Here is a 22,192-nt window from a genome sequence, read left to right as displayed (position 1 = left end):
TAAACCTCCGAATTTAGGATTATTTTTTATGAATATTTTTCACATAACCGTCTTTATTTACTTGTCTCGCTCTGGCAATAGCAAGTGCTTTTCCAGGTACATCTTCCGTAACAGTTGAACCTGCCGCCACATAAGCGCCTTCTCCGACTGTGACAGGGGCAACCAAGTTGGAATTGCAGCCGATAAACGCGCCATCTTCAATTTTTGTCAAATACTTATTCTTTCCATCATAATTGACAGTAATTGAACCGCAGCCCAGGTTTACATCAGTGCCTACCTCAGCATCGCCGACATAGCTTAGATGAGATGCCTTGCTTCGGTCTCCGAATTGAGTCTTTTTAATTTCTACAAAATTCCCGATCTTCACTTCATTCCCGATGACAGAATCAGGTCTGATGTGAGCAAAAGGTCCTATGTTTACATCATTCCCCACTTTACTGTGATTGACTACCGATTGTTTAATCACAGTACGGCTGCCAATGGCACTATTCATAATCTCCGTATGAGGGCCAATAATCGTATCTTCTCCGATTTGCACCTCACCTTTAATCACAGTTCCAGGGTAAATCACAGTATCGCTTCCGATAACAGCGTCAGGAGAAATATACGTATTCATCGGGTCAATCAACGTCACGCCATTTTGCATATGCCGTTTATTAATACGCTCTTTCATAAATTGTTCTGCCTGAGAAAGAGCAACTCTATCATTAACTCCGAGCGTTTCTTGGAAATTACCAGTCTGGTAAGCGGCAACAGTTTCGCCTTCATTTTTAAGAATCTCTATGACATCCGGCAAATAATACTCGCCTTGGGCATTATCATTAGACACCTGATCAATAGCCCGGAATAGCGCTTCATTGTCAAAACAATACGTACCGGTATTGATCTCAGTTACAAGACGTTCCTCTTCAGAGGCGTCCTTATGCTCAACGATTTTTTGAACCGCTCCGTTTTCGCTGCGAATAATGCGGCCGTATCCGGTTGGATCTTCTGCAACCGCAGTTAAAATCGTAGCTTTCGCTTCTCTTTGTGTATGTTCTTTCAGCATCTGTTCCATCGTCTCTGCTGTCAAAAGCGGCGTATCTCCGCAAATGACAATCGTGACGCCTTTTTCGTCAGCAAGAAATGGCTGTGCCTGTTTTACAGCATGAGCAGTGCCAAGCTGTTCTGCTTGAAGCGCGTACTCGCTTTTATCACCAAGCTGCTTTTTCACTTCTTCCGCACCATGTCCGACAATCGTGACAAGCTTCGATAAAGATAATTTTAAGGCTTCGTCCACGACGTGCTCTACCATAGGCTTACCGCAAACTGGATGAAGGACTTTATAAAGCTTCGATTTCATTCTCGTTCCTTGTCCAGCCGCTAAAACAACTGCAAACCGCTTATCCATTTATTGGCCTCCAATATCCCTTTTATCCATAGAAAAATATATCCTAAATATCTTCTGATTTCAAGGAGACTTCATGAAGTGCAAGAATTTTCTATTGAGTGCAACTAAGTTTGAAAAATCAGAATTAAAAAAGGACCGCCGGCAAAAGGCTTATGTCAGCCCTTTCAGCAGTCCTTGCTTTTTGGTTATTTTTTAAGAAGCTCCAGCTTCTTCGAATTCTAATGCTTCAGTGTCACCCAGACGATGATACTCATTTAACACGGCATCTTGAATCTTTCCTCGCGTGCTTGAATTAATAGGATGAGCAATATCGCGGAACTCTCCATCAGGGGTGCGTTTACTCGGCATCGCAACGAAAAGACCATTGTTTCCATCAATCACACGAATATCATGTACAACAAATTCGTGATCCAGCGTGATGGATGCAATCGCTCTCATGCGACCATCGGTATTCACGCGGCGTAATCTTACGTCAGTAACTTCCACAGTAGTTCACCACCTTTTCCCTATATAAAAGCATTAGTGTATCAATTCCACGATTTTTTCTGAAATCCTGCTCGTTTTTAAAATATTTTTTGAAAAAATAGGATATAGTTACACAATTAGGTCATAAAGCTTTCATTTCGGGCATAAGGTAAATAAAAAAGTGATCCCGGGCTCTCCCAGAATCACTTTTCTTATTATTTCACCAGTGCAATAACTTCAATCTCGACTAACGCATCCTTCGGGAGTCTCGCGACTTCAACACAAGATCTCGCCGGTTTGTGAGTGTCAAAGTATTGTCCGTACACTTCGTTTACTTCCGCAAACTGTTCCATATCCGCGATAAATACAGTTGCTTTTACAACTGTTTCAAAAGAAGCACCCGCTTCTTCCAGAACCGCCTTTAAATTGCTGAATACTTGATGAGTCTGCTCCTTAATATCGCCGTTCACCATTTCGCCTGAAGGAGTCAAAGGGATTTGACCTGAGCTGTAAAACATATTGTTGACGATAATCCCTTGTGAGTAAGGCCCGATTGCCGCTGGGGCATGTTTTGTGTGGACTGCTTTTGTCATGATTCTGTCTCTCCATTCTTTAAAAGATTGTCTTTAAAAAAACGCAGAAAATTGCCATTCTGAATTTCAATGGACTTCTCTTTCATGTTGATGGTTGAAAGAGTAAGAAGTGACATATATTCATCAACAAGACGTTCATCTACTCCTTCGGCTTCAACTAAGACGCCGATTCCCGCCACATTTGCGTTAAACTCATCCAACAGGTTAATCATACCATTAATTGTGCCGCCTGCTTTCATAAAGTCATCAATAATGAGTACGTTTGAACCCGTTTTCATGCTTCTTTTCGCAAGTGACATTGTTTGAATGCGGTTTGAGGAGCCTGAAACGTAATTAATGCTGACTGTGGAGCCCTCTGTTACCTTATTGTCTTTACGAACGATCACAACAGGCACATTCAAATAGCTTGCAGCTGCGTACGCAAGAGGGATGCCTTTCGTGGCAACGGTCATGACAACATCAATTTCGCGCTCTGCAAACACGGAAGCAAACAGCTTCCCTACCTTGGAGAGTACAGATGGCTTTCCTAAGATATCCGTTAAATATACATAACCGCCCGGAAGGATACGCTCAGGATTTGCCAGCGACTGTCCAAGTGTCTGCACAAACTCTTCAGCTTCGGCCTGCTTCATTTTCGGAATATATTTAACGCCTCCGGCAGCTCCGGGAACAGTAAGCAAAGTACCGATCCCCTGCTGTTCAAAGGTTTGTTTAATAATTGTTAAATCTTCACTGATCGATGATTTTGCAGATTCATACCGCTCAGAGAAAAAGGTTAGCGGTATTAACTCGTGCGGATGGGTTAACAAATAATTTGTTAAGTCCACCAATCTGCCGCTGCGACGAAACTTCATGAACTTACCCCCAAAATCCGAATATTTTAAGATCAATATAACTTAACATACGGATTTAATCAAGAGCGTTCTGTTCGCCGATCATTCTCACCGCATAAACTTGATCGCAGAAGCCTCTTAACCCGTTATAAATTCTCTGCACCTTTGACTCATACTGAACCAGTCCAAACACTGTCGGGCCGCTCCCGCTCATTAACACGGCATCTGCACCAAAGCGTTTCATCTGGTTTTTGATCATCGCAACTTCAGGATGCATATCGAGCGTAACAGATTCAAGCACATTGCCTAAACGGCTGCACATTTTCTGAAAACTCTTTTCTTCTATCGCCTCGATCATGCCTTGTACATCAGGATGCTCTATACCATCCAGTTTCAGCGCTCTGTACACTTCAGCAGTTGAAACACCGATTGTCGGCTTCGCTAAAATGACCCAGCAGTGCGGAGGCGTGCTGATATGTTTAATTTTCTCGCCGCGCCCTGTTGCTAATGCAGTTCCGCCATAGACACAAAATGAAACGTCAGAGCCAATTTCCGCTCCAAGCTCAGCAAGCGTTTCCGCGGACAGATTTAAATTCCACAGTCTGTTCAGCCCTCTGAGCGTCGCCGCCGCATCACTGCTTCCGCCGGCAAGACCGGCAGCCACCGGAATTACCTTCGTAATCATGATGGAAACTCCCTTTTTCACGTTGTATCTGTCCTTGATCAGCTTGGCAGCCTGATAAGCTAAGTTTCTTTGGTCATCAGGCACAAATCGGTTGTGGGAGGAAACCCTCACTTCATCCTCTGCCAGCTCCGTCAATTCAATTCGATCAGCTAAATCAATTGTCGTCATGATCATTTCGACTTCATGATAGCCATCCGGGCGTTTTCGGGTGACGTCAAGTGACAGATTGATCTTAGCTGGCGCTTTTTCTAAAATACGCATAGCTTTCACCTACTTCTCCATCTAAACATAAGTATGAACATTGTATCACATTTGAAGTACAGGATGAACATATCCATATTCAGCCCATTATGTATTTATATCCAAAATAAAAAAACCAGGGAACAGCACGTCCCCCGGGTCACATCCTTATCGGTTATTCTGATTCTGAGCCATTTGCTGTTCGGCGATTTCAATAGCACGCTTCACCATGTTACCGGCATCGCGAGCCCGAATTTCGCCCCAGCCGCCATTTTTTACTGTGTCATAAAAACCAAGGTCTTTAGCCAGCTCATATTTAAACTCATCTGACATAACTCCACGACGTCTGCCCAAACGAAACAACCCCTTTTTTAGAAGTGATAGCCATTCGTGCACGTCACGATAATATGTGACTGTTTTATCTTTTGTTAAATCAGATGGAACTTTCGTTAAAATTATTGGAAACCAAAAAAGGGCAAAACAAAAAGCAGTAAACAAAAGGTTCACTGCCCGTTAAAATGCCACTGAGCTTGCGGCGTCATCATTAAATGTCAGCTCAACAGTCTCAGTCAAAATATCAGCATAACTGTATGAAACTCTTTCAAACGAGTTCTCGTCTTGATCTAGTTGTATCACAAAAACAGAAGGGTACGTCTCAGCTAAAATGCCCGAACGCTCAATCGTTTTTCGGCGGCCACCGTTTGCTTTTAACGTCAGCCTTTTACCTAAATTCCCATCAAGCGATCTTTTAATATCGGACAACGTCTTCGCCATTGCATCCACCTCACTACATTTATTGTACAACACGAGCCCATTTTTGTCAAATAAAATTTAAATTATATCAACGTTAACAAGACGTTGTCAATAAAATTATTTTGACAAAATTCTATGATTCCTCAATTATGTTCCGCAAGTTTCGGTAAATTATGTATCATTATGTAAAATAAAAAACCCGCATAGCTCTCCTATGCAGGTTTTCAACTGTTAATTGGACTTATAAGGCATACCAATTCTCAGAACTCCTCTTGTTTCAATACCTCCAAGCCCTTTCTCTCTTGTCAGCGTATTACGGAGCACTTCCCATACATTAATCCGTTCCATAAACGGCGTAAAGCTGATCTTCGCGACGATATATACCGGATCAAGCGCATGAATATTGACTCTTGACGGTGAACTCGCAAAATTCGCCCCCGCTCTGATGAGTGATTCAAAATGGGATTGGCAGGCCCCCGCAAAAATAACAAGCTGATCTAAGTGAGGGATCTTTTTTCGGGCTGTTTGAACTGTTTCAACAAAGTGCTTAGAATGTCTGTACGCATTCAAATCATCAATACCGCCCTTTTGCTTCGAATACGCATCATGCCCTGTGATCACCAGGATATCAGGTCGATATTTGTCGAGCAATTCTTCAATAGAAGCAGACATTTTCTTTTCATGGCAATGGATGCCATAGACCGGCACTCCAATTTTTTTATAGACATTCAGGCATTTTTTCAGATATGCTTCGTCACCATCCAGATGAAGCACTTTGCCCGGCATATGGAAATAATGCTCCTGATGCTGATATTGGCTTGTCGCATAGTACTCCTGCTTTTCTCTGAGCAGTTTATAATCCTGGCGGAGTAATTCGAGCGACTCATTCATTCTGCTCTCATCTTTCTTTTTCCGCATCATCTGCTCATCTTTTTTCACTGCTACCAGATCAGAAAAATCCGAATCAGCAATCAGCCTGACTTCATCTCCATGCAAAATGGCAATTGAATTTCCTTTGCTTGTTTGCTCTATTCTTATAATTCGAAACAAAACATCCATCTGATAGGATTTTCTGGCTACCATATCCCCTATTTGAAATTGCACGTTCCTCACTCCACACATAGACTAAGCCTCATCATGAAAGAAAGAGCCTTGAGAAAGCGCCTTTTTTCGCTGAGTCCAAGTTTTTCTTATCATTGAATGAAAGGTCCTTCTCTAGCCTATGTAGCGGCAGTCCATGTGGTGCGCAAAACAAAAAGCCCTTTTAGAAAAGGGCTTTATACAATCCGTTAGACAGCGCTGCGAATTCCTCAATAGACAGGGATTCACCTCGGCGCTTGCCGTCAATATTTATTTCTTCGAGCACTTGTTCAATCGTTGATTTTTGCGCTTTTCCTTCAGGCAGATTGTTAACTAAGTTATTGAGCAGCGTTTTACGGCGCTGTGCAAAGCTTGCCTTGATGAGCTGAAAGAAAAAGGATTCGTTTTCCACGTCCACTGCCGGGCCGTCTCGGAGAATCAGCCGGATGACTGCGGAATCGACATTAGGCTGAGGAACAAATACGGTTTTCGGTACGATCATCACCGTTTTGGCTTCTGTATAAAACTGCACCGCGATTGAAAGCGAGCCGTACTCCTTAGATGAAGGATCAGCCGCCATGCGCTCAGCCACTTCTTTTTGCAGCATGACCACAATCCCTTTCAGCGGAAGATGTTCTTCAAGCAGTTTCATGATAATCGGTGTTGTTACGTAATAAGGAAGGTTGGCAACTACCATGATCTCATCACAATCTTGAAATTGTTCTTCAATGACTGATTTGACATCAGCCTTTAACACGTCCTGATGAATGACAGTGACATTGTCGTAAGGTGACAGTGTATCCTTCAGAATCGGCAATAATCGCTGATCAATCTCAAATGCCACGACCTTTTTCGCCCGCTTGGCAAGCTGTTCGGTTAAAGCCCCGATTCCCGGGCCGATTTCAATGACACCTGTTTTCTCCGTCACTTCTGCGTGATCGACAATTCTGTTTAAAATGTTCGTATCAATTAAGAAATTCTGTCCTAAGCTCTTTTTAAAAGAAAAACCATATTTCTTCAGTATCTCTTTCGTTCTAATCGGTGTCGCAATATCTTTATTCATTCTGTTCCTCCCGCATAACGGTATCGAGCGCACTCATAAAATCACTTTTTTTAATTTGAAACATTTGCAGCCGTTTTTGAAGTTGTTTGCCATTTGTATAGCCGATTTTCAACAGATCACCCAGTCGTTCCCGGCGGCGTTTGGCCGCAGGTCCGCCTATTAGTCCGGCATGAATCAAATCCTCAGCTGAAATGTCACTCGGCTGCGCTTCCATCTCCTCATGCACATTTTCTAAACATGCCCTAATGCTTTCAACCGATGCATGCTCCACACCAATTCCCCGCTTGTTTTTAGGTTTGGCAAGATGCTTTGGCAAAAATGCATGCTTACAGCCGGGTACAGCCTCTGAGATGGTTTTGCGAATCTTCTCTCCCGGAAAGTCCGGATCCGTTAAAATAATGACGCCTCTGGTCTTCTGGGCCAAACGGATTTGGTCAATCACATGATCATCGATGGCTGAACCATTTGTTTCAATTGTGTCTGCATCAACAGCCAATTTGATGCGGGCCGTATCGTCACGCCCCTCGACCACAATGATCTCTTTTATTTTCATTATTTCCTCCAAGACAAAATAAAAACTTTTGTATATTCATGAAACTTTTTCTTATGTCGAGCGTCTAATAAGCAGAAAATGCACTTTGTCTATTATAACGAAAAAAACAGAGGGCGCAAAACCCTCTGAATACATAAGTATATACTAATTTAAGATTTTAATTTTGACTGTTTTATTTCCCCATCGGTACGCCGATGATTTCTCTGGGAAAAAGACGTCTATCTTGTTCCCTTTAATCGCTGAACCGGTATCTGCAGCAATGGCATATCCATAGCCTTCCACGTGGACTTTGGAGCCTAGCGGAATGACATTTGGATCCACAGCGATGACTTTGGCATTCGGATTATTTTTTAAATTGACGCCTGTCGCTGTATGTCCTGAACAACCGCTGCAGCTTGCCGTATAAGCCGTAGATGATACAGTCATGACTTTGCCTGTTGATTCATTGCTGCGGGACACAACTGTTTTTGAATCGCCTGAAGCACTGACCGTTTCAACTTTTGGACTGGTTTGCTTTGTGCCGACAGCAATCACTTTATCTTTGCTTTGTTCAGCTGTTTCTTCTTTTACAAGCTCTCTGGACACTTCTTTACCGTTTTCTTTAACGACTTCGAAATGTTTTTTTAGCTTGCCTTCTTTTCCTTTTTGGACGACCTTTTCTTTCCCTTTTTCAAGAGAAGCGTCTTCTTGCTTTTTCACATCAAACGCAATCTTCTCTTCAACTACATCGGTGACCTTTTCGATACGAGTAATTGTAATATCAGCCTTTCCTTTCGTCAGCTTTGCATCTAACGCAGGCTTGATTTTATCTTCGTCTTTTATGTTCATCTTTTGCTGTTTTAAAAAGTCAGCGACCGTAGTCGAAGTCGTCCAGATCTTCTTTTGTTTCCCTGCATCATTCACAGTAACCTGAAATGCGGGCTCTATGTTAATCTTCATGTCTTTCGAAATATCTGTATCTATTGCGGGATCAATTTGATCTTGTTCTTTCACATCAACATCTTGTTCGTCCAGTAATGCACCGACCGTTTTTGCTGTTGACCATAACGTCTTTTCTTCCCCGTTTATTGTAAGCTTCACAGGTTTTGCAGCCTCATACACAACGTCCATGTCTGCTGTTATCTTTGTCTGTTTAGCAGGTGTGATCTTGTCTTCGTCTCTTGTCTTTATATCAAGCGTCTCCAAAAGATCACCGACTGTATTTGCATGTGTGCGTATATGTTTCTTTTTGCCATTGATAGAAACTGAGACTGATTGTTTCGTCAGCTCATGAGCCGCGTACGCAGTCCCGCTTCCTGCCAAAAGCAAACAAGCAGCAACCAGAATGACTTTGCTTTTGCTAAGCTTTACGGAAAACAGCTTTTTCATTTTTTGTGTGATGAAAAACGCCTCCTTCTCCTCGGAGAGATTATATAGAGTATCTAAAAGGCTGTCAACCCTCCCTTCTCTTTCTCCCAAAAGCTCAGTGTCCTCTTCATTATCCTGAAATACACTGAGAAACGGAAGAAAGACTTGTCGACAAACCTATCCTATGAGGAGAAGAAAGCATGTAGAACTTTTATAGAAAAACGCTGTAAGGGACAAGCTCTTACAAAACCCGCTAGCGTTTTTTGTCAGTTTATACGGAAAAGTCTTTTTGCATTTTCAGTCGTGATGGAAGCAATCTCTTCAAAGGTCATTTCTTTTAATTCGGCGATTTGTTCTGCCACATATTTCACATAGCTTGGCTCATTTCTTTTCCCGCGGAAAGGATGCGGTGTGAGAAACGGGCAGTCCGTTTCAATCAGCAGCCGGTCATTGGGAATTTCCTTCACTACTTCCTTCGGTTTCTTCGCATTTTTAAATGTCACCGGTCCCCCAAATGATAAATAAAAATTCATTTTCATGCATTCTCTTGCCACTTCCGCACTTCCTGTAAAGCAGTGCATGATTCCGCCCACAGCTTCTGCGCCTTCCTCTTTTAAAATGGTCACGACATCCTCCGTTGCATCACGGTTATGAATGATAATAGGCAAATTGACCTCTTTCGCTAAGGCGATTTGTTTTCTAAACACCTCTTTTTGAATATCTTTAGGTGATTTATCCCAATGATAATCCAGTCCCATTTCCCCTATCGCTACCACTTTCTCATGAGCAGAAAGCTCTTTAATCCACGCTAAGTCTTCCTCTGTCATGTCAATAGCGTCAACAGGGTGCCAGCCAATGGCTGCATAAATAAAATCATATTCCTCAATCATTTCCATCGCACGGGTAATCGTCGGACGGTCAAAACCAACTACGACAATTCGTTCAACTTTTTCAGCTTTTGCCCGTTCAATAACCTCTTCAAGATCAGTATCATATTGTTCTGCATTTAAATGCGCGTGTGTATCAAACAACATAAGTGAAAAACTCCTTTCTTGTCGAAACACAAAAGGTGTTCGACGAATTGTTACACGTGAAACACCTTTTGTTTTATCATTATTTAATTCTTGTGCCTTTTGGTAACGACTGATCGATAGACACGACCTTTAAAACGCCGTCTGCTTCTCCTGCAAGGATCATACCTTGGGAAAGCTCTCCTCTGAGTTTAACCGGTTTTAGATTTGTTACACAAACGAGCTTTTTTCCAACAAGCTCTTCAGGCGTATAATGCTTCGCAATGCCGGATACCACTTGGCGCTTTTCAAAACCAAGATCAAGCTGCAGCTTCAATAAACGGTCTGCTTTTTTCACTGGCTCTGCCTCAATGACCTCAGCTACGCGAAGCTCTACATCCATGAATTGATCAATCGTAATTTCAGGTAAACGATCGACCTCTTGCGGCTCTTCTTCTTTTGTTTCTTCTTTCGCTGGTGCCGAACCTTGCATTTTCCCTTTGATGTAAGCAATTTCTTCTTCTGCCTCTAAACGAGGGAACAATGGCTCGCCTTTTTGTACTTTTGTATCTTTCAGCTGGCCGAAAGTTGTAATGCTATCCCAAGCTTTTAAAGATTCATCAGTAATGCCCAGCTGCTCGAACATTTTTTCAGGTGTTTTTGTTAAGAATGGCTGAAGCAGTACCGCTGAAATACGCAATGATTCAGCGAGATGATACATAACTGATCGCAATTCTTCTTCTTTTGCCGGATCTTTCGCAAGCACCCATGGAGCTGTCTCATCAATGTATTTGTTTGTGCGGCTGATGAGCTGCCATAAAGTCGAAAGTGCTACCGAGAACTCCATATTTTCCATTGCTTTCTCATAAGCTTTCACTGTTTCTTCAGCAACCGAAGTAAGCGTTTGGTCAAATTCCGTAACAGCACCTTTGTAAGAACCGATTTGTCCGTCAAAATACTTATTAATCATCGCAACAGTACGATTCAATAGATTTCCTAAATCATTCGCTAAATCATAGTTGATTCGCTCAACAAATCCTTCCGGCGTAAATACACCGTCAGATCCGAACGGCACTTCGCGAAGCAGGTAATAGCGAAGCTCGTCTAAACCATAGCGTTCAATTAATGTAACCGGATCTACAACATTTCCTTTTGATTTCGACATTTTTCCGTCTTTCATCAAAAGCCAGCCATGCGCGAATACCTGCTTCGGCAGCGGAAGATCCAGCGCCATCAGCATAATTGGCCAGTAAATAGTATGGAACCGTACAATCTCCTTACCGACTAAATGAACATCGGCAGGCCAATATTTTTGATAAAGCTCATCATTTTCTGTATCATAACCGAGTGCCGTTAAATAGTTAAATAGTGCGTCAATCCAAACATATACAACATGCTTTGGATTTTCCGGCACCTTCACGCCCCAATCAAAAGTGGTACGTGATACTGCCAAATCCTCAAGTCCAGGTTTGATAAAGTTATTAATCATTTCGTTTTTGCGTGATTCTGGCTGAATGAATGTCGGGTTTTCTTCATAGTATTTCAGAAGACGATCCGCGTATTTCCCCATGCGGAAGAAATAAGATTCCTCTTTGATCAATTCAACTGGGTGACCGCTGTCAGGGCTTTTTCCGCCGATGACCTCTCCCTTTTCATTCCGCTCAATATCAACGAGCTGAGTTTCCGTGTAGAACGTTTCATCAGGGATGCTGTACCAGCCTTCATACTCATCAAGATAGATGTCCCCGTTATCAAGAAGCTTTTGAAACACCTTTTCAATGACAACTTTATGCCGTTTTTCTGTCGTGCGGATAAAGTCGTCGTTTGAGATTTCAAGCTGCTTCCACAGTTTTTGAATATCTGCCGCTGCGCGATCCACATACTCCTGAGGTGTAATGTTTTCCTGTTCAGCTTTTTGCTGGATCTTTTGTCCATGCTCGTCCGTTCCCGTTAAATAGCGAACATCGAACCCTTTTAATCTTTTGTAACGTGCCATTGCATCTCCCGCGACTGTCGTATATGCATGGCCGATATGTAATTTTCCGCTCGGATAATAAATCGGTGTTGTAATGTAAAATGTATTGTTTTCTTGCGGCATCTTGAAACCTCCTAATCAGAATGTCAAAAAGCTCCCGCCCAAAGGACGAGAGCGGCGATAAGTGCAAATCATATATGAATATTATTTATATTTATCCTTTATCTATGATACCATCTTAGCCTTTAAGATCAAGAATATATACATACACCCTGAAAAAGAATAATTAAAATTAAAAATCTTTAATGAAAATAAAAAAAGTCTGTTCGTGTCGAATTTTGTCGTATATAATCAAATGAAATAAAAAACTTTGGTTCGAAAGTCTTGATTTAAAAGGATTTTTAGTAGGATAATAGCTTTATTAAATATTTATAAAATGCTGTTATTTCGGTAGTTTCTAAGACATTACTGACTATAAGAACTAATTCTTACAATCAATAGTAAACAAAATGATTGACGATTATTGGAAACCTTGTTATGCTATGAAGGTAAGGATTTTGTCGAATAATGACGAAGAAAAATATAATTTAAACAAATAAGTATCTCTTGGGAGGAGAATGTTTATGAAATCTACTGGTATTGTACGTAAAGTTGATGAATTAGGACGTGTAGTTATTCCTATCGAACTGCGTCGTACTCTTGGAATCGCAGAAAAAGATGCTCTTGAAATCTATGTTGATGATGAAAAAATCATCCTTAAAAAATATAAACCAAACATGACTTGCCAAGTAACTGGTGAAGTTTCTGATGATAACCTTAAACTTGCAGGCGGTAAATTGGTTCTTAGTAAAGAAGGCGCTGAGCAAATCATCAGCGAAATCCAAAACCAGCTTCAAAACCTTAAATAATCATTTCTTGTACAAAAAACGTTCTTGTTATGACACAAGAACGTTTTTTTATTGCTTAATATGGTAAGCATCGTACACTTCACGCTTTGGTACATTGCGATCGACTGCTGCTTTTTTAATGGCTTCTTTAGACGTAGCGCCTTTCGAGATGTAATGCTCGACATGTTCTTTCGCAGTGAGGGTTTCCCACCATTGTTCTTCCTCATCTGCCTCTTCATTATTACTTCCTTCTACGACAAGACAAAACTCGCCGCGTATCTGATCCTCGTTTGCCCATCCAATGACCTCGGATATGGTTCCTCGGATAAACTCTTCATATTTCTTAGTGAGTTCACGCGTTACAGCAATTTCCCGATCTCCTAATATCTCTGCCATCGCTGACAATGTTTCCTTCAATCTGTGAGGCGCTTCATAAAAAATGATCGTTTCGCGCCGTTTTTTAAGGGCTTCAAGCTCCTTCTTCTTTTCTTTTTTCTGTCTGTTGAGAAAACCGTAAAAGAAAAAAGGCTGCGGTACAATACCTGAAGCAATAAGAGCTGTTAATGCAGCATTTGCCCCCGGCAACGGAACAACATAACCGCCTATATCCGTAAAGTCCTTTACAATTTCCGCTCCGGGATCAGAAATCGTCGGCAGACCGGCATCACTGACAAGAGCAATGTTTTTTCCCGATTTCAGCCATTCAATAATTTTGTGCCCGCTGCTTTCTTTATTGTGTTCGTGATAGCTGACGAGCGGTGTTTCAATTTCATAAACATGACAAAGCTTTTTTGTTTGCCTCGTATCTTCCGCAGCAATCGCATCCACTGATTTCAGCGTGTCAATCGCCCGGAATGTCATATCCTCTAGATTTCCGATTGGGGTTGGAACCAAGTAAAGAATTCCCATGTCCGACTTTCCATTAAAGCTCATTTGGCGCCTTAACATATACAGCCTCCTTGCTGTTCCGCTTTTCTTCTATATAAAGCTCTTTTTTCTTCCGAGTTAGTTTTTTGAAATAATATTCCGCCTGCATAGCTTCTCGCTTTGTTGAAAAGCTCTCGGCAAAAATTAATTCAACCGGACGTCTTACTTTTGTGTACTTTGCGCCCTTTCCATCATTGTGTGTTTTCACTCGTTTATGCAGATCGTTGGTATACCCGGCATACCAGCTATTGTCCTTACATTTCACGACGTAGAAGAAATGGTTATTTGTCTCCATATAAAATGGTCCTGATTTCTTTTGTATATTCATTTTGTTCATCATAAACGAATAAAGGAGGAAGAATTTTCAAATCCGGGCGCCCGCCTTTGATGCCTTCAACCAAAATGGTATTGGCTTCTTTCCCTTGCTTCGGATAGACAAATTGTACACGTTTCGGCTCGATTTGATAAGCCTTCATCAGTTCAAAAATCTCCAGAAGCCTTCCCGGCCGGTGAACAAGAGCTGCTTTTCCCCCTTGCTTGAGCAGCTTGCTGCTGACTGAAATGACATCCTCCAGTGTGCAGTGGATTTCATGTCTTGCGATTCGGAGATGCTCGTTCATGTTTTGTTCAGTTTGTTTCGGCGTTTTAAAATACGGCGGATTGCAGGTGACAACATCATATCGATTATGTCCAAGTTTCTCCGGCATGTTTTTCAGGTCATCATGTATGATCTGGATCTGATCGTCCAACTTATTATACTCCACGCTGCGAACAGCCATATCATGCAGCCTTTCTTGAATTTCGACTCCCAGAATGTCTGCTTTTGATCTTGTACTGAGCAGCAGCGGCACAATACCATTGCCGGTGCATAAATCAACAATTTTCCCTTTTTGAATCGGAACGTACGCAAATTTGGACAGAAGCACAGCGTCCAACGAAAAAGCAAACACTGTTGGGCTTTGTATGATTTTCATGTCCTCTGCCAGCAAATAATCTAATCTTTCATCATCATGTAATGAAACCATCTTCTTATCCTTTCAGTACCTTTGAAAAAGGCTCCCGTCTTATGCGGAAGCCTTTTCCCTATTTTTTATTTAAGAATGACAGACAGAAAAGACAATCTTCTTTTCGAACACTACCATAGTGGACATTGCAGATATGAAATCCTTCTTGATACAGACGTGCCAGATTATCATATCCTTCCCCTATATCAGTTTGCTCTGTCTTCTGTGTTTTTGATTCTTTTTTATCAGCTTTGAACTTTTCAATCTGCTGCGTCGTATCGTCCAGCCGTTTGCGCAAATGCTTGTTTTCAAGCTGTAAATGATGATTTTCCTCAATCATCTCACCGATATGCTGCTTCAAATCCCCCAGCTGCCGGTACAGTGAGCCGATTTGTTCTTCTAAGTTAATGACTGTATCAAATAACTCTTTTTTATCCAAGGTTCCACACCTCGTTAATCTGTGGTTTGTGCGGATACGACGCCCTCTTCCAAGAGCTCTTCCCAAGTATATTCTATCACTTTTTCACGGTTTATCAGTTCCACCTGAAGCACCCGTTCCAGAATATTTAGTCCGACGACCTTCGCGGGACCGTTTGCTGTCGTAATCATTTCTCCTATATCCGGAAGCTGTTCTTTTGCCGTCTCATACTCATCGTTCTCATATTTTAGACAGCACATCAATCGTCCGCAAAGACCCGAAATCTTCGTAGGATTTAAAGACAAGTTCTGATCCTTGGCCATTTTAATGGAAACGGGTTCAAAATCTCCAAGGAACGTTGAACAGCAAAGCATTCTTCCGCAAGGACCGATTCCTCCGAGCATTTTTGCCTCATCCCTTACTCCTATTTGGCGCAGCTCAATTCTTGTCTTAAAGATAGATGCCAAATCCTTTACAAGCTCTCTGAAGTCGACTCGGCCGTCAGCAGTGAAGTAAAAAATGACTTTATTGCGATCAAACGTGAATTCAACATCGACCAGCTTCATATCCAAGCCATGCTCAATCACTTTCTTTTGGCAGATATCAAATGCTGATAGTGCTTCCTGTTTATTTTCTTCTACAATGAGAAGATCGCGCTCGTCAGCCACACGTATCACTTTTCGAAGGGGAAGCACCACATCATGCTCATCCACCTGTTTATTTGCAATCACGACCTGGCCGTACTCAACGCCTCTGACAGTTTCTACAATTACGCAGCTGTCATGTTCTATATGAAATCCATTCGGATCAAAATAATATATTTTACCCGCTTTCTTAAAGCGGACACCAATTACATTGTACAAGCTTATCCCTCCTGCAACATTAACACCAAGTGCTCCATTAATCCTTGTACATTCACATTGGAATGAAGCCGTTTCTTTGCTTCTAAAACAGCAAGTATCTGATTCGTAACGCTTTGTTGTGTTGATTGTAGCGCATGCTGTTTTATTGATTGGAATAAGTCTTGATAAATCAATTTATCTTCATTTCCTATTTGGATGGACAACACATCACGATATATCAATAAGAGCATATCAAGACCCATTTCTTGATGGGTTTTTTCTTTGAAAAAGGGCATCCATTGATCTTGAATAAAGAAAAAAGCATGTCCTTTCCGCTGGTGTAGGACTTCATACAATTTTATCACTTTCGCTCTAGACTCTGCAAACTCATCATTTCGACTTAATTCGACTGCTTCTGCTACATTATTAGTCATGTTGGCCAGAAGCCTTGCCATATGAAGCGAGACGTCCTGTTCGATCAGTCTATCTTCAATTGCTTTCGGCTGCAAAGGCTGAAAAGGAAGGGTTTGGCATCTTGAAATGATGGTATCCAATAACCTTTGGGGCTGCTCAGTGATGAGGACGGCCATTGTGTCCTTGTTTGGTTCTTCTAAAAATTTCAGCAGGCTGTTCGCCGCATTTGCTGTCATTTGATCTGCGTGCGAAATAATATACAGCTTTTTATGCGATTCAAGTCCTGTCTTAGAAAACTCTTCTTGGAGCGCTTGAATTTGCGCCTTTTTGATTGATAAGCCATCAGGCTGAACAAGATGGAGATCAGGATGGTTCCCTGACTCTATCCGTTTACAGTTTCGGCAGCTCTCACAAGGCTCCGCGCCATCCTCCAGACAAAAGAAGCTTTTTGCAAGAAGCAGCGCGGCATCAAGCTTGCCTGTTCCTTTTTTCCCCTCAAACAAATAAGCGTGTGATAGTCTGTCCTTCTCAATACTATTATATAAAAGCTTCATCACTCTGGGCTGAAGCTCGTTCATTTCCTTCCAGGATATTGCCATTGTATCACTCTCTATGTGTAAAGGTTAATTAATAAACCTTTTATTTCGCCAATACGCTCCAGCAAATCAATTGCCGGTTTTTCCTGATCCATCATCTCTTCCGTAAGCTGTATCAATTTGTCATCTATTTCTTTCACAAGTCCCAGCGTTCTGCTGTTCCCGTAAAGGTCAAAGCTTTTCGATGTTTCATGTGAAAGGCCGCTGTCCACAGCTTCTTTGACAAAACGTTTCACAAGTCCTTTAAATCTCGCTAAGTCTTTAAAATTCCGAGATTTCGTTAGCCTTTTTCCGAATGCCTCTATATCAGATAACAGCCTGGTAAGCTGATCTAGCTTCATTTTACTGCTTTGGTTTTCCATTGATGTTTTAAACGATGCTGTGATCTCAGATGTTTTCACAGAGGGAAGCTGCTTATTATCTATAAATGTACGTATATCTTTATTAATTTTCACAGTTTCAAATCCTTAAAATTGATGAAATTCATCGACTGGAAGGACAAATACTGTCGCTCCGCCAACTTCAACTTCGACTGGATAAGGGACATAGGAATCAGCATTTCCGCCCATTGGAGATACAGGGGCAATCATCTGATCACGTTTCTGCCCGTTTTCTTTAATGAGACTCAACGCTTTATTGACGCGTATATCCTCGACACCGATCATAAACGTTGTATTGCCTGATTTAAGAAATCCTCCTGTCGTCGCAAGCTTTGTGACTCTGAAGTTGTGATCCGTTAAGGTTTTCAAAAGTCTGTTGCTGTCCTGATCTTGTACAACTGCCACTATCAATTTCATCTGTGAAGGCCTCCTTTAGATTGGAAACAACGTGATCTCGTTTACATTATTATATCAACTATTGGGAAACAGGTCACAATTGAATTTTTTTTAACGCTTCATCGATCACCTTTAGAACATCCTGAACGACGAGGTCTTTGGATTGCCCGGCATCAACTGAATGAAATCTTTCCGGAAATCGCTTCATCAGCTCTTGATAACCTTCTTGTACTTTTGTATGAAAGTCCAGTTTTTCTAAATCGAGCCTGTTTTTCTCCCGTGAGCCATTTGCGTAAATACGCTTCAGTCCTTCTTCCGGATCAATTGAAAAATAAACCGTTACATGGGGCATCATATCTCCAATGGCAAATTCATTAATGGACAGAACCTCATCAATTCCAAGTCCTCTTGCATATCCTTGATAAGCAAGAGAACTGTCTATGAATCTGTCGCAAAGAACGATAAACCCCTGTTCTAAAGCAGGTTTTACTTTTTCAACTAAATGCTGGCGTCTTGCAGCCGCATATAAGAGAGCTTCTGTTTTTGGATCCATTAGTATGTTGTTCTCATTCAGAATAACCTCTCGAATTTGTTCTGCAATATCTATTCCGCCTGGCTCTCGAGTTGCCATAACCTGAAGGCCTTCTGCTGTCAGTATGTTTTTGATTTCCTGCAGAACAGTCGTTTTTCCCGCACCTTCAGGACCTTCGAATGTAATAAATAAACCGCTCATGATTTCTCCTCTTCTATATAAACAAGTAGTTGTTTCTCTTTGATTTTCATATTCCCTTGGACATGCGTTTTCATGCTGATCAAGCGGCTGAGCTTTTGCACACTTTCTTTTGTTATTCTTTCTCCCGCCATAATCATCGGGATACCCGGAGGATAAGGGATGATATCTTCTGCATTCAGCCGGCCAGCTGCTTCCTCAAAGTCCACATATTCTTTCTTAAGCGAATGTAAGACCTTTTTTGGATAAGGCAAGACAGTAACAGGCTGCACTCCCCATTCTGCAGAAACAAACGTCTGATCCGGAGGCGTTTTCTCAATCTCTTCATCAATGCTTCTAATGGTTTCAGCATTTATTCTCCGTTTTCCTCCCAATGGGAGAACGAGCAGTACTTGATTTTCATCAGCAAGCTCAGTGAATATGTTGGCACGCTCTAATATGCTTTGCAGCGTATAGCCAGAATGCCCGCGTTTTGAACGAATTGTGAGCTTTAGCGGATCCGTGATGATCAGTGGATTAGCAGGGTTAACAGCTTCTGCATTTGTAAGTGAATCAAACGTTTGTTTAAGTGTTTGTATCCGCTGCAGAATGTCAGAAAGCTTTTGTTCTTCTATAATATGCTGTACATAAGCGCGGGCAATATCTAACGAAGCCATAATCGGATAAGACGGGCTGCTGCTTTGTAATCGGTTTAAATACTCTGCCACCCGATCCCTGTTAATCCTGCAGCTGCTGTTGAGATGCAAATAAGAACCCATCGTCATGGCAGGCAACGTTTTGTGGGCCGACTGAACAACAATATCTGCCCCCATTTTTAAAGCTGAGACCGGAAAAGGCTCACCTAAAATAAAATGTGCGCCATGCGCTTCATCGACCAAAACAGGTATCCCGTAATGATGGGCTTCAGTAATGATCTCAGTCAAATCAGCACTATGTCCGTAATATGTCGGATTGGTCAGTACCAAGCCTTTCGCATCTGGATATGCTGCCAGGGCCTCTTTAATTGTTCCAAGCGGAACATGCGTAGGCACATGCATCGCTGAATCAACGTCAGGTGCAAGATAAACCGGATCAGCACCGGCCAAATCAACAGCATGGAATACAGATTTATGACAGTTTCTTTGAACCAGAATTGTATCACCAGGTTCACAAACAGATAAAATCATCGCTAAGTTTCCGACAGTCGTACCATTTACCAGAAAAAAACTTTCCGCCGATCCATATAATTGACTGGCAAGCTCCTGAGCTTCCTTAATCACCCCAGAAGGATGATGGAGATCATCCAGTCCTGCCAGTTCAGTTACATCAATGGTGAGAAGCGGATCGAATATTGACTTAGCGTCATCAAAAAAGACATCTCCATTGTGATGTCCCGGAACATGAAATGAATGAGAATTTCTTCTCGCATGTTGAATTAATGCTTTATATAAAGGTGTGTTCATGAAAACAATCCTTTGAATGTGTCTTCTTACACCTTATTATATCGTGCCTCTGACAGAACTTAAAGCCAGACTTACTGGTAACTATCTTTCCTTTATTGTAAGCAGCTTTTGCTTCAGGTCGCCTTCCATCAACATGAGCTCTTCTTCTGCCTGACGGCGTTTGATTCGTCCTTCTTCTTGTATAGTCAGTGTTTCTTCAAGCGTGCTTATTAAGCTTTCCTGTACTTTCTTCAAGGTATCTATATCAACAAGGCCTCGTTCATTTGCCCGGGCAGTTTCAATTGTATTGGTTTTTAAAAGCTCCGCATTTTTCAGCAAAAGCTCATTGGTTGTATCAGATACTTTCTGTTGTGCATCCACTGCATTGCGCTGCCTTAAAAGCGTCAGTGCAATGGCAACTTGATTTTTCCATAGCGGAATCGCTGTCACAATGGATGACTGAATCTTTTCAGCTAACGCTTGGTTTGTATTTTGAATCAGCCTGATTTGCGGTGCACTTTGGATTGTAATTTGCCTGCTCAGCAGCAAATCATGCACCCTTTTATCTAACCGGTCAGCAAATTGAATTAAATCATTCACCTCTTGAACGGCCATTTGGTTATGATCACTCGATTCAGCCTGTTGCTTCAGTTCAGGAATCGTTTTTGTTTTTAATTCCTCCAGCTTCAGTTCTCCTGCAGCAATATAAACATTCAGCGCGGCAAAATATTCTTTATTTTTTTCATATAACTGCTCTAACAGCTTGTTGTCACTGATTAAAGCATTTTTAGAGTGCTCCAGCTTCAAGCTGATTCTGTCTATCTGCACACTGGTCTTTTGGTATTTAGACAGCACCTCTTGAAGAGAACTTGATACTCTTCCAAACATGCGTGCCAAAAAACCCTTTTTCTTAGATTGGAGATCATCAGGATTTACTTGCTCCAGCTTTTTCATCAGCTCTCCAAGTATTTCGCCAATCTCCCCGACATCCTTCTTTTGAACATGATTAATCATATCATGAGAAAAGTTCAGCAGTTTAGATTGAGCTTGTGAACCGTATAAGACAATGCTTTGCATATTTTTATGATCAATCTGTCCAGCAAGCTGAATTGCTTTTTCCTTGTTTTCCTCGGGAAGAACATCAACAAGCCGTACTTGCTCTTTCTCTGCTTTTACAGCCTCCGAACCTGGTATCTCTATGTTACCACCAAAAGGATCTGCCAATAATTCATCTATATGAAGGTCGCTTTGGTCTCGGTTCATCGCTCTTACCCTCTTCCCTTATTTCTTTAATGAATGTTTTGCTGCATCTAATTCAAACTGCAACTCGTCAATTTCATCACCCATTACTTGAGTTAAATCTTCCTCTAAACGCTTGGTCAATTCAGTTAGAGTGATGCGTGTCTCACTTAACGACATCGACAGTTCTTTGCTTTTTTTTGGGTGAGATGATAGAAAAGCATACTTCTCTGTCAATTCAACAACCGAATCGAGAGTTTGATAAAAAAATCGTTCTGCCTGATAAAACCGTTTTGGCTCTTTTTTGGTGAGGAGATAAATCCTTCTCACAATCCTTAGCATTTCTGCATTTTGCTTAAACATTTGAATGCTTTTAGCCTGAAACAAGGCTTTCCTAAGACGGATCATTTTCTGCCTTGCTTCCTCTAAGTTTTTCTTAATGTAAGCATACTCTCTTCCTGTCAATTCATGCTTTTTAAGAAATAACCGTCTTGCATTCCAGATGCCAGCTATATATACGGCTGCTCCAGAAGCAAGCCCATAAACAAAAGATAAAAAAAGCGACTGGTTTAAAACGAAAAAGCTCAATATTCCTATGAAAACAAAAGTCGCACTGCTAGTTAAACTCCACATCAAAAAGTGAAAAAATCTCTGCATGAGATAATCGACTCCTGTGTCTATACTCTGTTTTAATATTATTATCTACTACGTTCAATCCTTAAACAAGTTTCATCTTCTTTTTATTATTAAGAGTATAAAAAAAGACCTTTTCAGGTCTATGAATATAATGGCGGTGTATGAATGCTCTTTAGTTTTTTTACGTAAAACGCATAGTCAGGATCAGAAGTTGATGTAGAAATTACTTTTCTCTCACAATCTAAGCATATGAATTTCGTATAAAGATGAATGCCTCTATTCTTCTCTTGATCACAAATCACACATGTATGATTA

Annotated in this window: 27 protein-coding genes (1 of these 27 running past the window's edge); 1 reads left to right on the top strand and 26 read right to left on the bottom strand. The window is 41.4% G+C overall.

The window, feature by feature from the left end:
* Positions 1-19: 19 nt before the first annotated feature.
* The 13 genes from glmU to metG form a co-directional block, all read right to left on the bottom strand.
* Positions 20-1,390, bottom strand: a complete 1,371-nt coding sequence (glmU, locus tag AC0OMA_RS00355; RefSeq protein ID WP_474221808.1) for a bifunctional UDP-N-acetylglucosamine diphosphorylase/glucosamine-1-phosphate N-acetyltransferase GlmU — start codon at positions 1,388-1,390, stop codon at positions 20-22.
* Positions 1,391-1,582: 192 nt separating this feature from the next.
* Positions 1,583-1,876, bottom strand: coding sequence for a septation regulator SpoVG (spoVG, locus tag AC0OMA_RS00350; protein ID WP_003218346.1), 294 nt, complete (start codon positions 1,874-1,876; stop codon positions 1,583-1,585).
* Positions 1,877-2,070: 194 nt separating this feature from the next.
* Positions 2,071-2,448: a 2-iminobutanoate/2-iminopropanoate deaminase gene (gene ridA, locus AC0OMA_RS00345; protein WP_003226738.1), complete on the bottom strand. Its 378-nt coding sequence runs from the start codon at positions 2,446-2,448 to the stop codon at positions 2,071-2,073.
* Complete coding sequence (gene purR / locus AC0OMA_RS00340) at positions 2,445-3,302, bottom strand: pur operon repressor (RefSeq protein WP_003218342.1); 858 nt, start codon at positions 3,300-3,302, stop codon at positions 2,445-2,447. Before purR ends, ridA begins: the two co-directional genes overlap by 4 nt.
* Positions 3,303-3,357: 55 nt before the next feature.
* Positions 3,358-4,227: a 4-(cytidine 5'-diphospho)-2-C-methyl-D-erythritol kinase gene (gene ispE / locus AC0OMA_RS00335; RefSeq protein WP_003226742.1), complete on the bottom strand. Its 870-nt coding sequence runs from the start codon at positions 4,225-4,227 to the stop codon at positions 3,358-3,360.
* 147 nt (positions 4,228-4,374) lie between these two features.
* Entirely contained in the window at positions 4,375-4,560 is a 186-nt protein-coding gene (locus AC0OMA_RS00330; protein ID WP_003218333.1) for a small, acid-soluble spore protein, alpha/beta type, read from the bottom strand.
* A gap of 159 nt (positions 4,561-4,719) precedes the next feature.
* Entirely contained in the window at positions 4,720-4,980 is a 261-nt protein-coding gene (gene veg, locus AC0OMA_RS00325) for a biofilm formation stimulator Veg (RefSeq protein ID WP_003218330.1), read from the bottom strand.
* 210 nt (positions 4,981-5,190) lie between these two features.
* Positions 5,191-6,063 carry a sporulation-specific protease PrtG gene (gene prtG, locus AC0OMA_RS00320; protein WP_015382563.1) on the bottom strand — a complete coding sequence of 291 codons (873 nt, stop codon included), beginning with the start codon at positions 6,061-6,063 and terminating at the stop codon, positions 5,191-5,193.
* Between the two features lie 160 nt (positions 6,064-6,223).
* Positions 6,224-7,102: a 16S rRNA (adenine(1518)-N(6)/adenine(1519)-N(6))-dimethyltransferase RsmA gene (gene rsmA, locus AC0OMA_RS00315; protein ID WP_474221807.1), complete on the bottom strand. Its 879-nt coding sequence runs from the start codon at positions 7,100-7,102 to the stop codon at positions 6,224-6,226.
* On the bottom strand, positions 7,095-7,655 hold the full coding sequence (rnmV, locus tag AC0OMA_RS00310; protein ID WP_015253010.1) for a ribonuclease M5: 561 nt from the start codon (positions 7,653-7,655) through the stop codon (positions 7,095-7,097). Before rnmV ends, rsmA begins: the two co-directional genes overlap by 8 nt.
* A gap of 144 nt (positions 7,656-7,799) precedes the next feature.
* Positions 7,800-9,113: a ubiquitin-like domain-containing protein gene (locus AC0OMA_RS00305; RefSeq protein WP_015382562.1), complete on the bottom strand. Its 1,314-nt coding sequence runs from the start codon at positions 9,111-9,113 to the stop codon at positions 7,800-7,802.
* A gap of 155 nt (positions 9,114-9,268) precedes the next feature.
* Entirely contained in the window at positions 9,269-10,036 is a 768-nt protein-coding gene (locus AC0OMA_RS00300) for a TatD family hydrolase (protein WP_014475570.1), read from the bottom strand.
* A 79-nt stretch (positions 10,037-10,115) separates the two neighbouring features.
* A complete protein-coding gene (gene metG / locus AC0OMA_RS00295; protein ID WP_015382561.1) occupies positions 10,116-12,110 on the bottom strand; it encodes a methionine--tRNA ligase in 1,995 nt (664 codons plus the stop codon).
* Between the two features lie 494 nt (positions 12,111-12,604).
* Between metG and abrB the strand changes: the two genes are divergently transcribed.
* Complete coding sequence (abrB, locus tag AC0OMA_RS00290; RefSeq protein ID WP_003226760.1) at positions 12,605-12,895, top strand: transition state genes transcriptional regulator AbrB; 291 nt, start codon at positions 12,605-12,607, stop codon at positions 12,893-12,895.
* Between the two features lie 48 nt (positions 12,896-12,943).
* On the opposite strand, the gene rsmI is transcribed toward abrB, so the two are convergent.
* From rsmI to csfB, 13 genes are all read right to left on the bottom strand, one after another.
* Complete coding sequence (rsmI, locus tag AC0OMA_RS00285) at positions 12,944-13,822, bottom strand: 16S rRNA (cytidine(1402)-2'-O)-methyltransferase (RefSeq protein WP_041517603.1); 879 nt, start codon at positions 13,820-13,822, stop codon at positions 12,944-12,946.
* Positions 13,797-14,096 carry a GIY-YIG nuclease family protein gene (locus AC0OMA_RS00280; protein ID WP_003242983.1) on the bottom strand — a complete coding sequence of 100 codons (300 nt, stop codon included), beginning with the start codon at positions 14,094-14,096 and terminating at the stop codon, positions 13,797-13,799. The genes rsmI and AC0OMA_RS00280 overlap by 26 nt, the downstream gene beginning before the upstream one ends.
* The gene (locus AC0OMA_RS00275) at positions 14,083-14,826 is read right to left on the bottom strand and encodes a tRNA1(Val) (adenine(37)-N6)-methyltransferase (RefSeq protein ID WP_003244526.1); all 744 of its coding nucleotides are present in this window, start codon (positions 14,824-14,826) and stop codon (positions 14,083-14,085) included. The genes AC0OMA_RS00280 and AC0OMA_RS00275 overlap by 14 nt, the downstream gene beginning before the upstream one ends.
* A gap of 58 nt (positions 14,827-14,884) precedes the next feature.
* Positions 14,885-15,244 (bottom strand): replication initiation-control protein YabA, encoded by a 360-nt coding sequence (gene yabA, locus AC0OMA_RS00270; protein ID WP_003218308.1) that lies wholly within the window; start codon positions 15,242-15,244, stop codon positions 14,885-14,887.
* A gap of 14 nt (positions 15,245-15,258) precedes the next feature.
* The gene (gene ricT / locus AC0OMA_RS00265; protein WP_003226767.1) at positions 15,259-16,086 is read right to left on the bottom strand and encodes a competence/sporulation regulator complex protein RicT; all 828 of its coding nucleotides are present in this window, start codon (positions 16,084-16,086) and stop codon (positions 15,259-15,261) included.
* A 2-nt stretch (positions 16,087-16,088) separates the two neighbouring features.
* Positions 16,089-17,078 (bottom strand): DNA polymerase III subunit delta', encoded by a 990-nt coding sequence (gene holB / locus AC0OMA_RS00260; RefSeq protein WP_015482689.1) that lies wholly within the window; start codon positions 17,076-17,078, stop codon positions 16,089-16,091.
* A gap of 11 nt (positions 17,079-17,089) precedes the next feature.
* Positions 17,090-17,530 (bottom strand): YaaR family protein, encoded by a 441-nt coding sequence (locus AC0OMA_RS00255; RefSeq protein WP_015382556.1) that lies wholly within the window; start codon positions 17,528-17,530, stop codon positions 17,090-17,092.
* Between the two features lie 12 nt (positions 17,531-17,542).
* Entirely contained in the window at positions 17,543-17,872 is a 330-nt protein-coding gene (gene darA, locus AC0OMA_RS00250) for a cyclic di-AMP receptor DarA (protein WP_003242755.1), read from the bottom strand.
* A gap of 73 nt (positions 17,873-17,945) precedes the next feature.
* Positions 17,946-18,584 (bottom strand): dTMP kinase, encoded by a 639-nt coding sequence (gene tmk / locus AC0OMA_RS00245; protein WP_003243137.1) that lies wholly within the window; start codon positions 18,582-18,584, stop codon positions 17,946-17,948.
* Complete coding sequence (locus AC0OMA_RS00240) at positions 18,581-20,023, bottom strand: aminotransferase class I/II-fold pyridoxal phosphate-dependent enzyme (protein ID WP_181218057.1); 1,443 nt, start codon at positions 20,021-20,023, stop codon at positions 18,581-18,583. The genes tmk and AC0OMA_RS00240 overlap by 4 nt, the downstream gene beginning before the upstream one ends.
* An 81-nt stretch (positions 20,024-20,104) precedes the next feature.
* Positions 20,105-21,265, bottom strand: a complete 1,161-nt coding sequence (locus AC0OMA_RS00235) for a toxic anion resistance protein (protein WP_474221806.1) — start codon at positions 21,263-21,265, stop codon at positions 20,105-20,107.
* Between the two features lie 18 nt (positions 21,266-21,283).
* Positions 21,284-21,898 (bottom strand): 5-bromo-4-chloroindolyl phosphate hydrolysis family protein, encoded by a 615-nt coding sequence (locus AC0OMA_RS00230; protein WP_474221805.1) that lies wholly within the window; start codon positions 21,896-21,898, stop codon positions 21,284-21,286.
* A gap of 119 nt (positions 21,899-22,017) precedes the next feature.
* Positions 22,018-22,192 carry the 3' portion of an anti-sigma-G factor gene (gene csfB / locus AC0OMA_RS00225; protein ID WP_015482686.1) on the bottom strand. Its footprint extends 20 nt past the window's final position, so the window shows 175 of its 195 coding nt (coding positions 21-195); its start codon lies beyond the right edge, outside the window; its stop codon occupies positions 22,018-22,020.

It is taken from the genome of Bacillus sp. AMCV2, from assembly GCF_056033925.1.
This window is presented reverse-complemented; position numbering and strand designations above follow the sequence as displayed.

What these genes read in the sequence shown, in the direction of transcription:
- glmU (WP_474221808.1), bottom strand. Translation starts at nt 1,390, where the DNA reads ATGGATAAGCGGTTTGCAGTTGTTTTAGCGGCTGGACAAGGAACGAGA.
- ridA (WP_003226738.1), bottom strand. Translation starts at nt 2,448, where the DNA reads ATGACAAAAGCAGTCCACACAAAACATGCCCCAGCGGCAATCGGGCCT.
- purR (WP_003218342.1), bottom strand. Translation starts at nt 3,302, where the DNA reads ATGAAGTTTCGTCGCAGCGGCAGATTGGTGGACTTAACAAATTATTTG.
- ispE (WP_003226742.1), bottom strand. Translation starts at nt 4,227, where the DNA reads ATGCGTATTTTAGAAAAAGCGCCAGCTAAGATCAATCTGTCACTTGAC.
- veg (WP_003218330.1), bottom strand. Translation starts at nt 4,980, where the DNA reads ATGGCGAAGACGTTGTCCGATATTAAAAGATCGCTTGATGGGAATTTA.
- rsmA (WP_474221807.1), bottom strand. Translation starts at nt 7,102, where the DNA reads ATGAATAAAGATATTGCGACACCGATTAGAACGAAAGAGATACTGAAG.
- rnmV (WP_015253010.1), bottom strand. Translation starts at nt 7,655, where the DNA reads ATGAAAATAAAAGAGATCATTGTGGTCGAGGGGCGTGACGATACGGCC.
- AC0OMA_RS00300 (WP_014475570.1), bottom strand. Translation starts at nt 10,036, where the DNA reads ATGTTGTTTGATACACACGCGCATTTAAATGCAGAACAATATGATACT.
- metG (WP_015382561.1), bottom strand. Translation starts at nt 12,110, where the DNA reads ATGCCGCAAGAAAACAATACATTTTACATTACAACACCGATTTATTAT.
- abrB (WP_003226760.1), top strand. Translation starts at nt 12,605, where the DNA reads ATGTTTATGAAATCTACTGGTATTGTACGTAAAGTTGATGAATTAGGA.
- rsmI (WP_041517603.1), bottom strand. Translation starts at nt 13,822, where the DNA reads ATGTTAAGGCGCCAAATGAGCTTTAATGGAAAGTCGGACATGGGAATT.
- AC0OMA_RS00280 (WP_003242983.1), bottom strand. Translation starts at nt 14,096, where the DNA reads ATGGAGACAAATAACCATTTCTTCTACGTCGTGAAATGTAAGGACAAT.
- AC0OMA_RS00275 (WP_003244526.1), bottom strand. Translation starts at nt 14,826, where the DNA reads ATGGTTTCATTACATGATGATGAAAGATTAGATTATTTGCTGGCAGAG.
- holB (WP_015482689.1), bottom strand. Translation starts at nt 17,078, where the DNA reads ATGGCAATATCCTGGAAGGAAATGAACGAGCTTCAGCCCAGAGTGATG.
- darA (WP_003242755.1), bottom strand. Translation starts at nt 17,872, where the DNA reads ATGAAATTGATAGTGGCAGTTGTACAAGATCAGGACAGCAACAGACTT.
- tmk (WP_003243137.1), bottom strand. Translation starts at nt 18,584, where the DNA reads ATGAGCGGTTTATTTATTACATTCGAAGGTCCTGAAGGTGCGGGAAAA.
- AC0OMA_RS00240 (WP_181218057.1), bottom strand. Translation starts at nt 20,023, where the DNA reads ATGAACACACCTTTATATAAAGCATTAATTCAACATGCGAGAAGAAAT.
- AC0OMA_RS00235 (WP_474221806.1), bottom strand. Translation starts at nt 21,265, where the DNA reads ATGAACCGAGACCAAAGCGACCTTCATATAGATGAATTATTGGCAGAT.
- AC0OMA_RS00230 (WP_474221805.1), bottom strand. Translation starts at nt 21,898, where the DNA reads ATGCAGAGATTTTTTCACTTTTTGATGTGGAGTTTAACTAGCAGTGCG.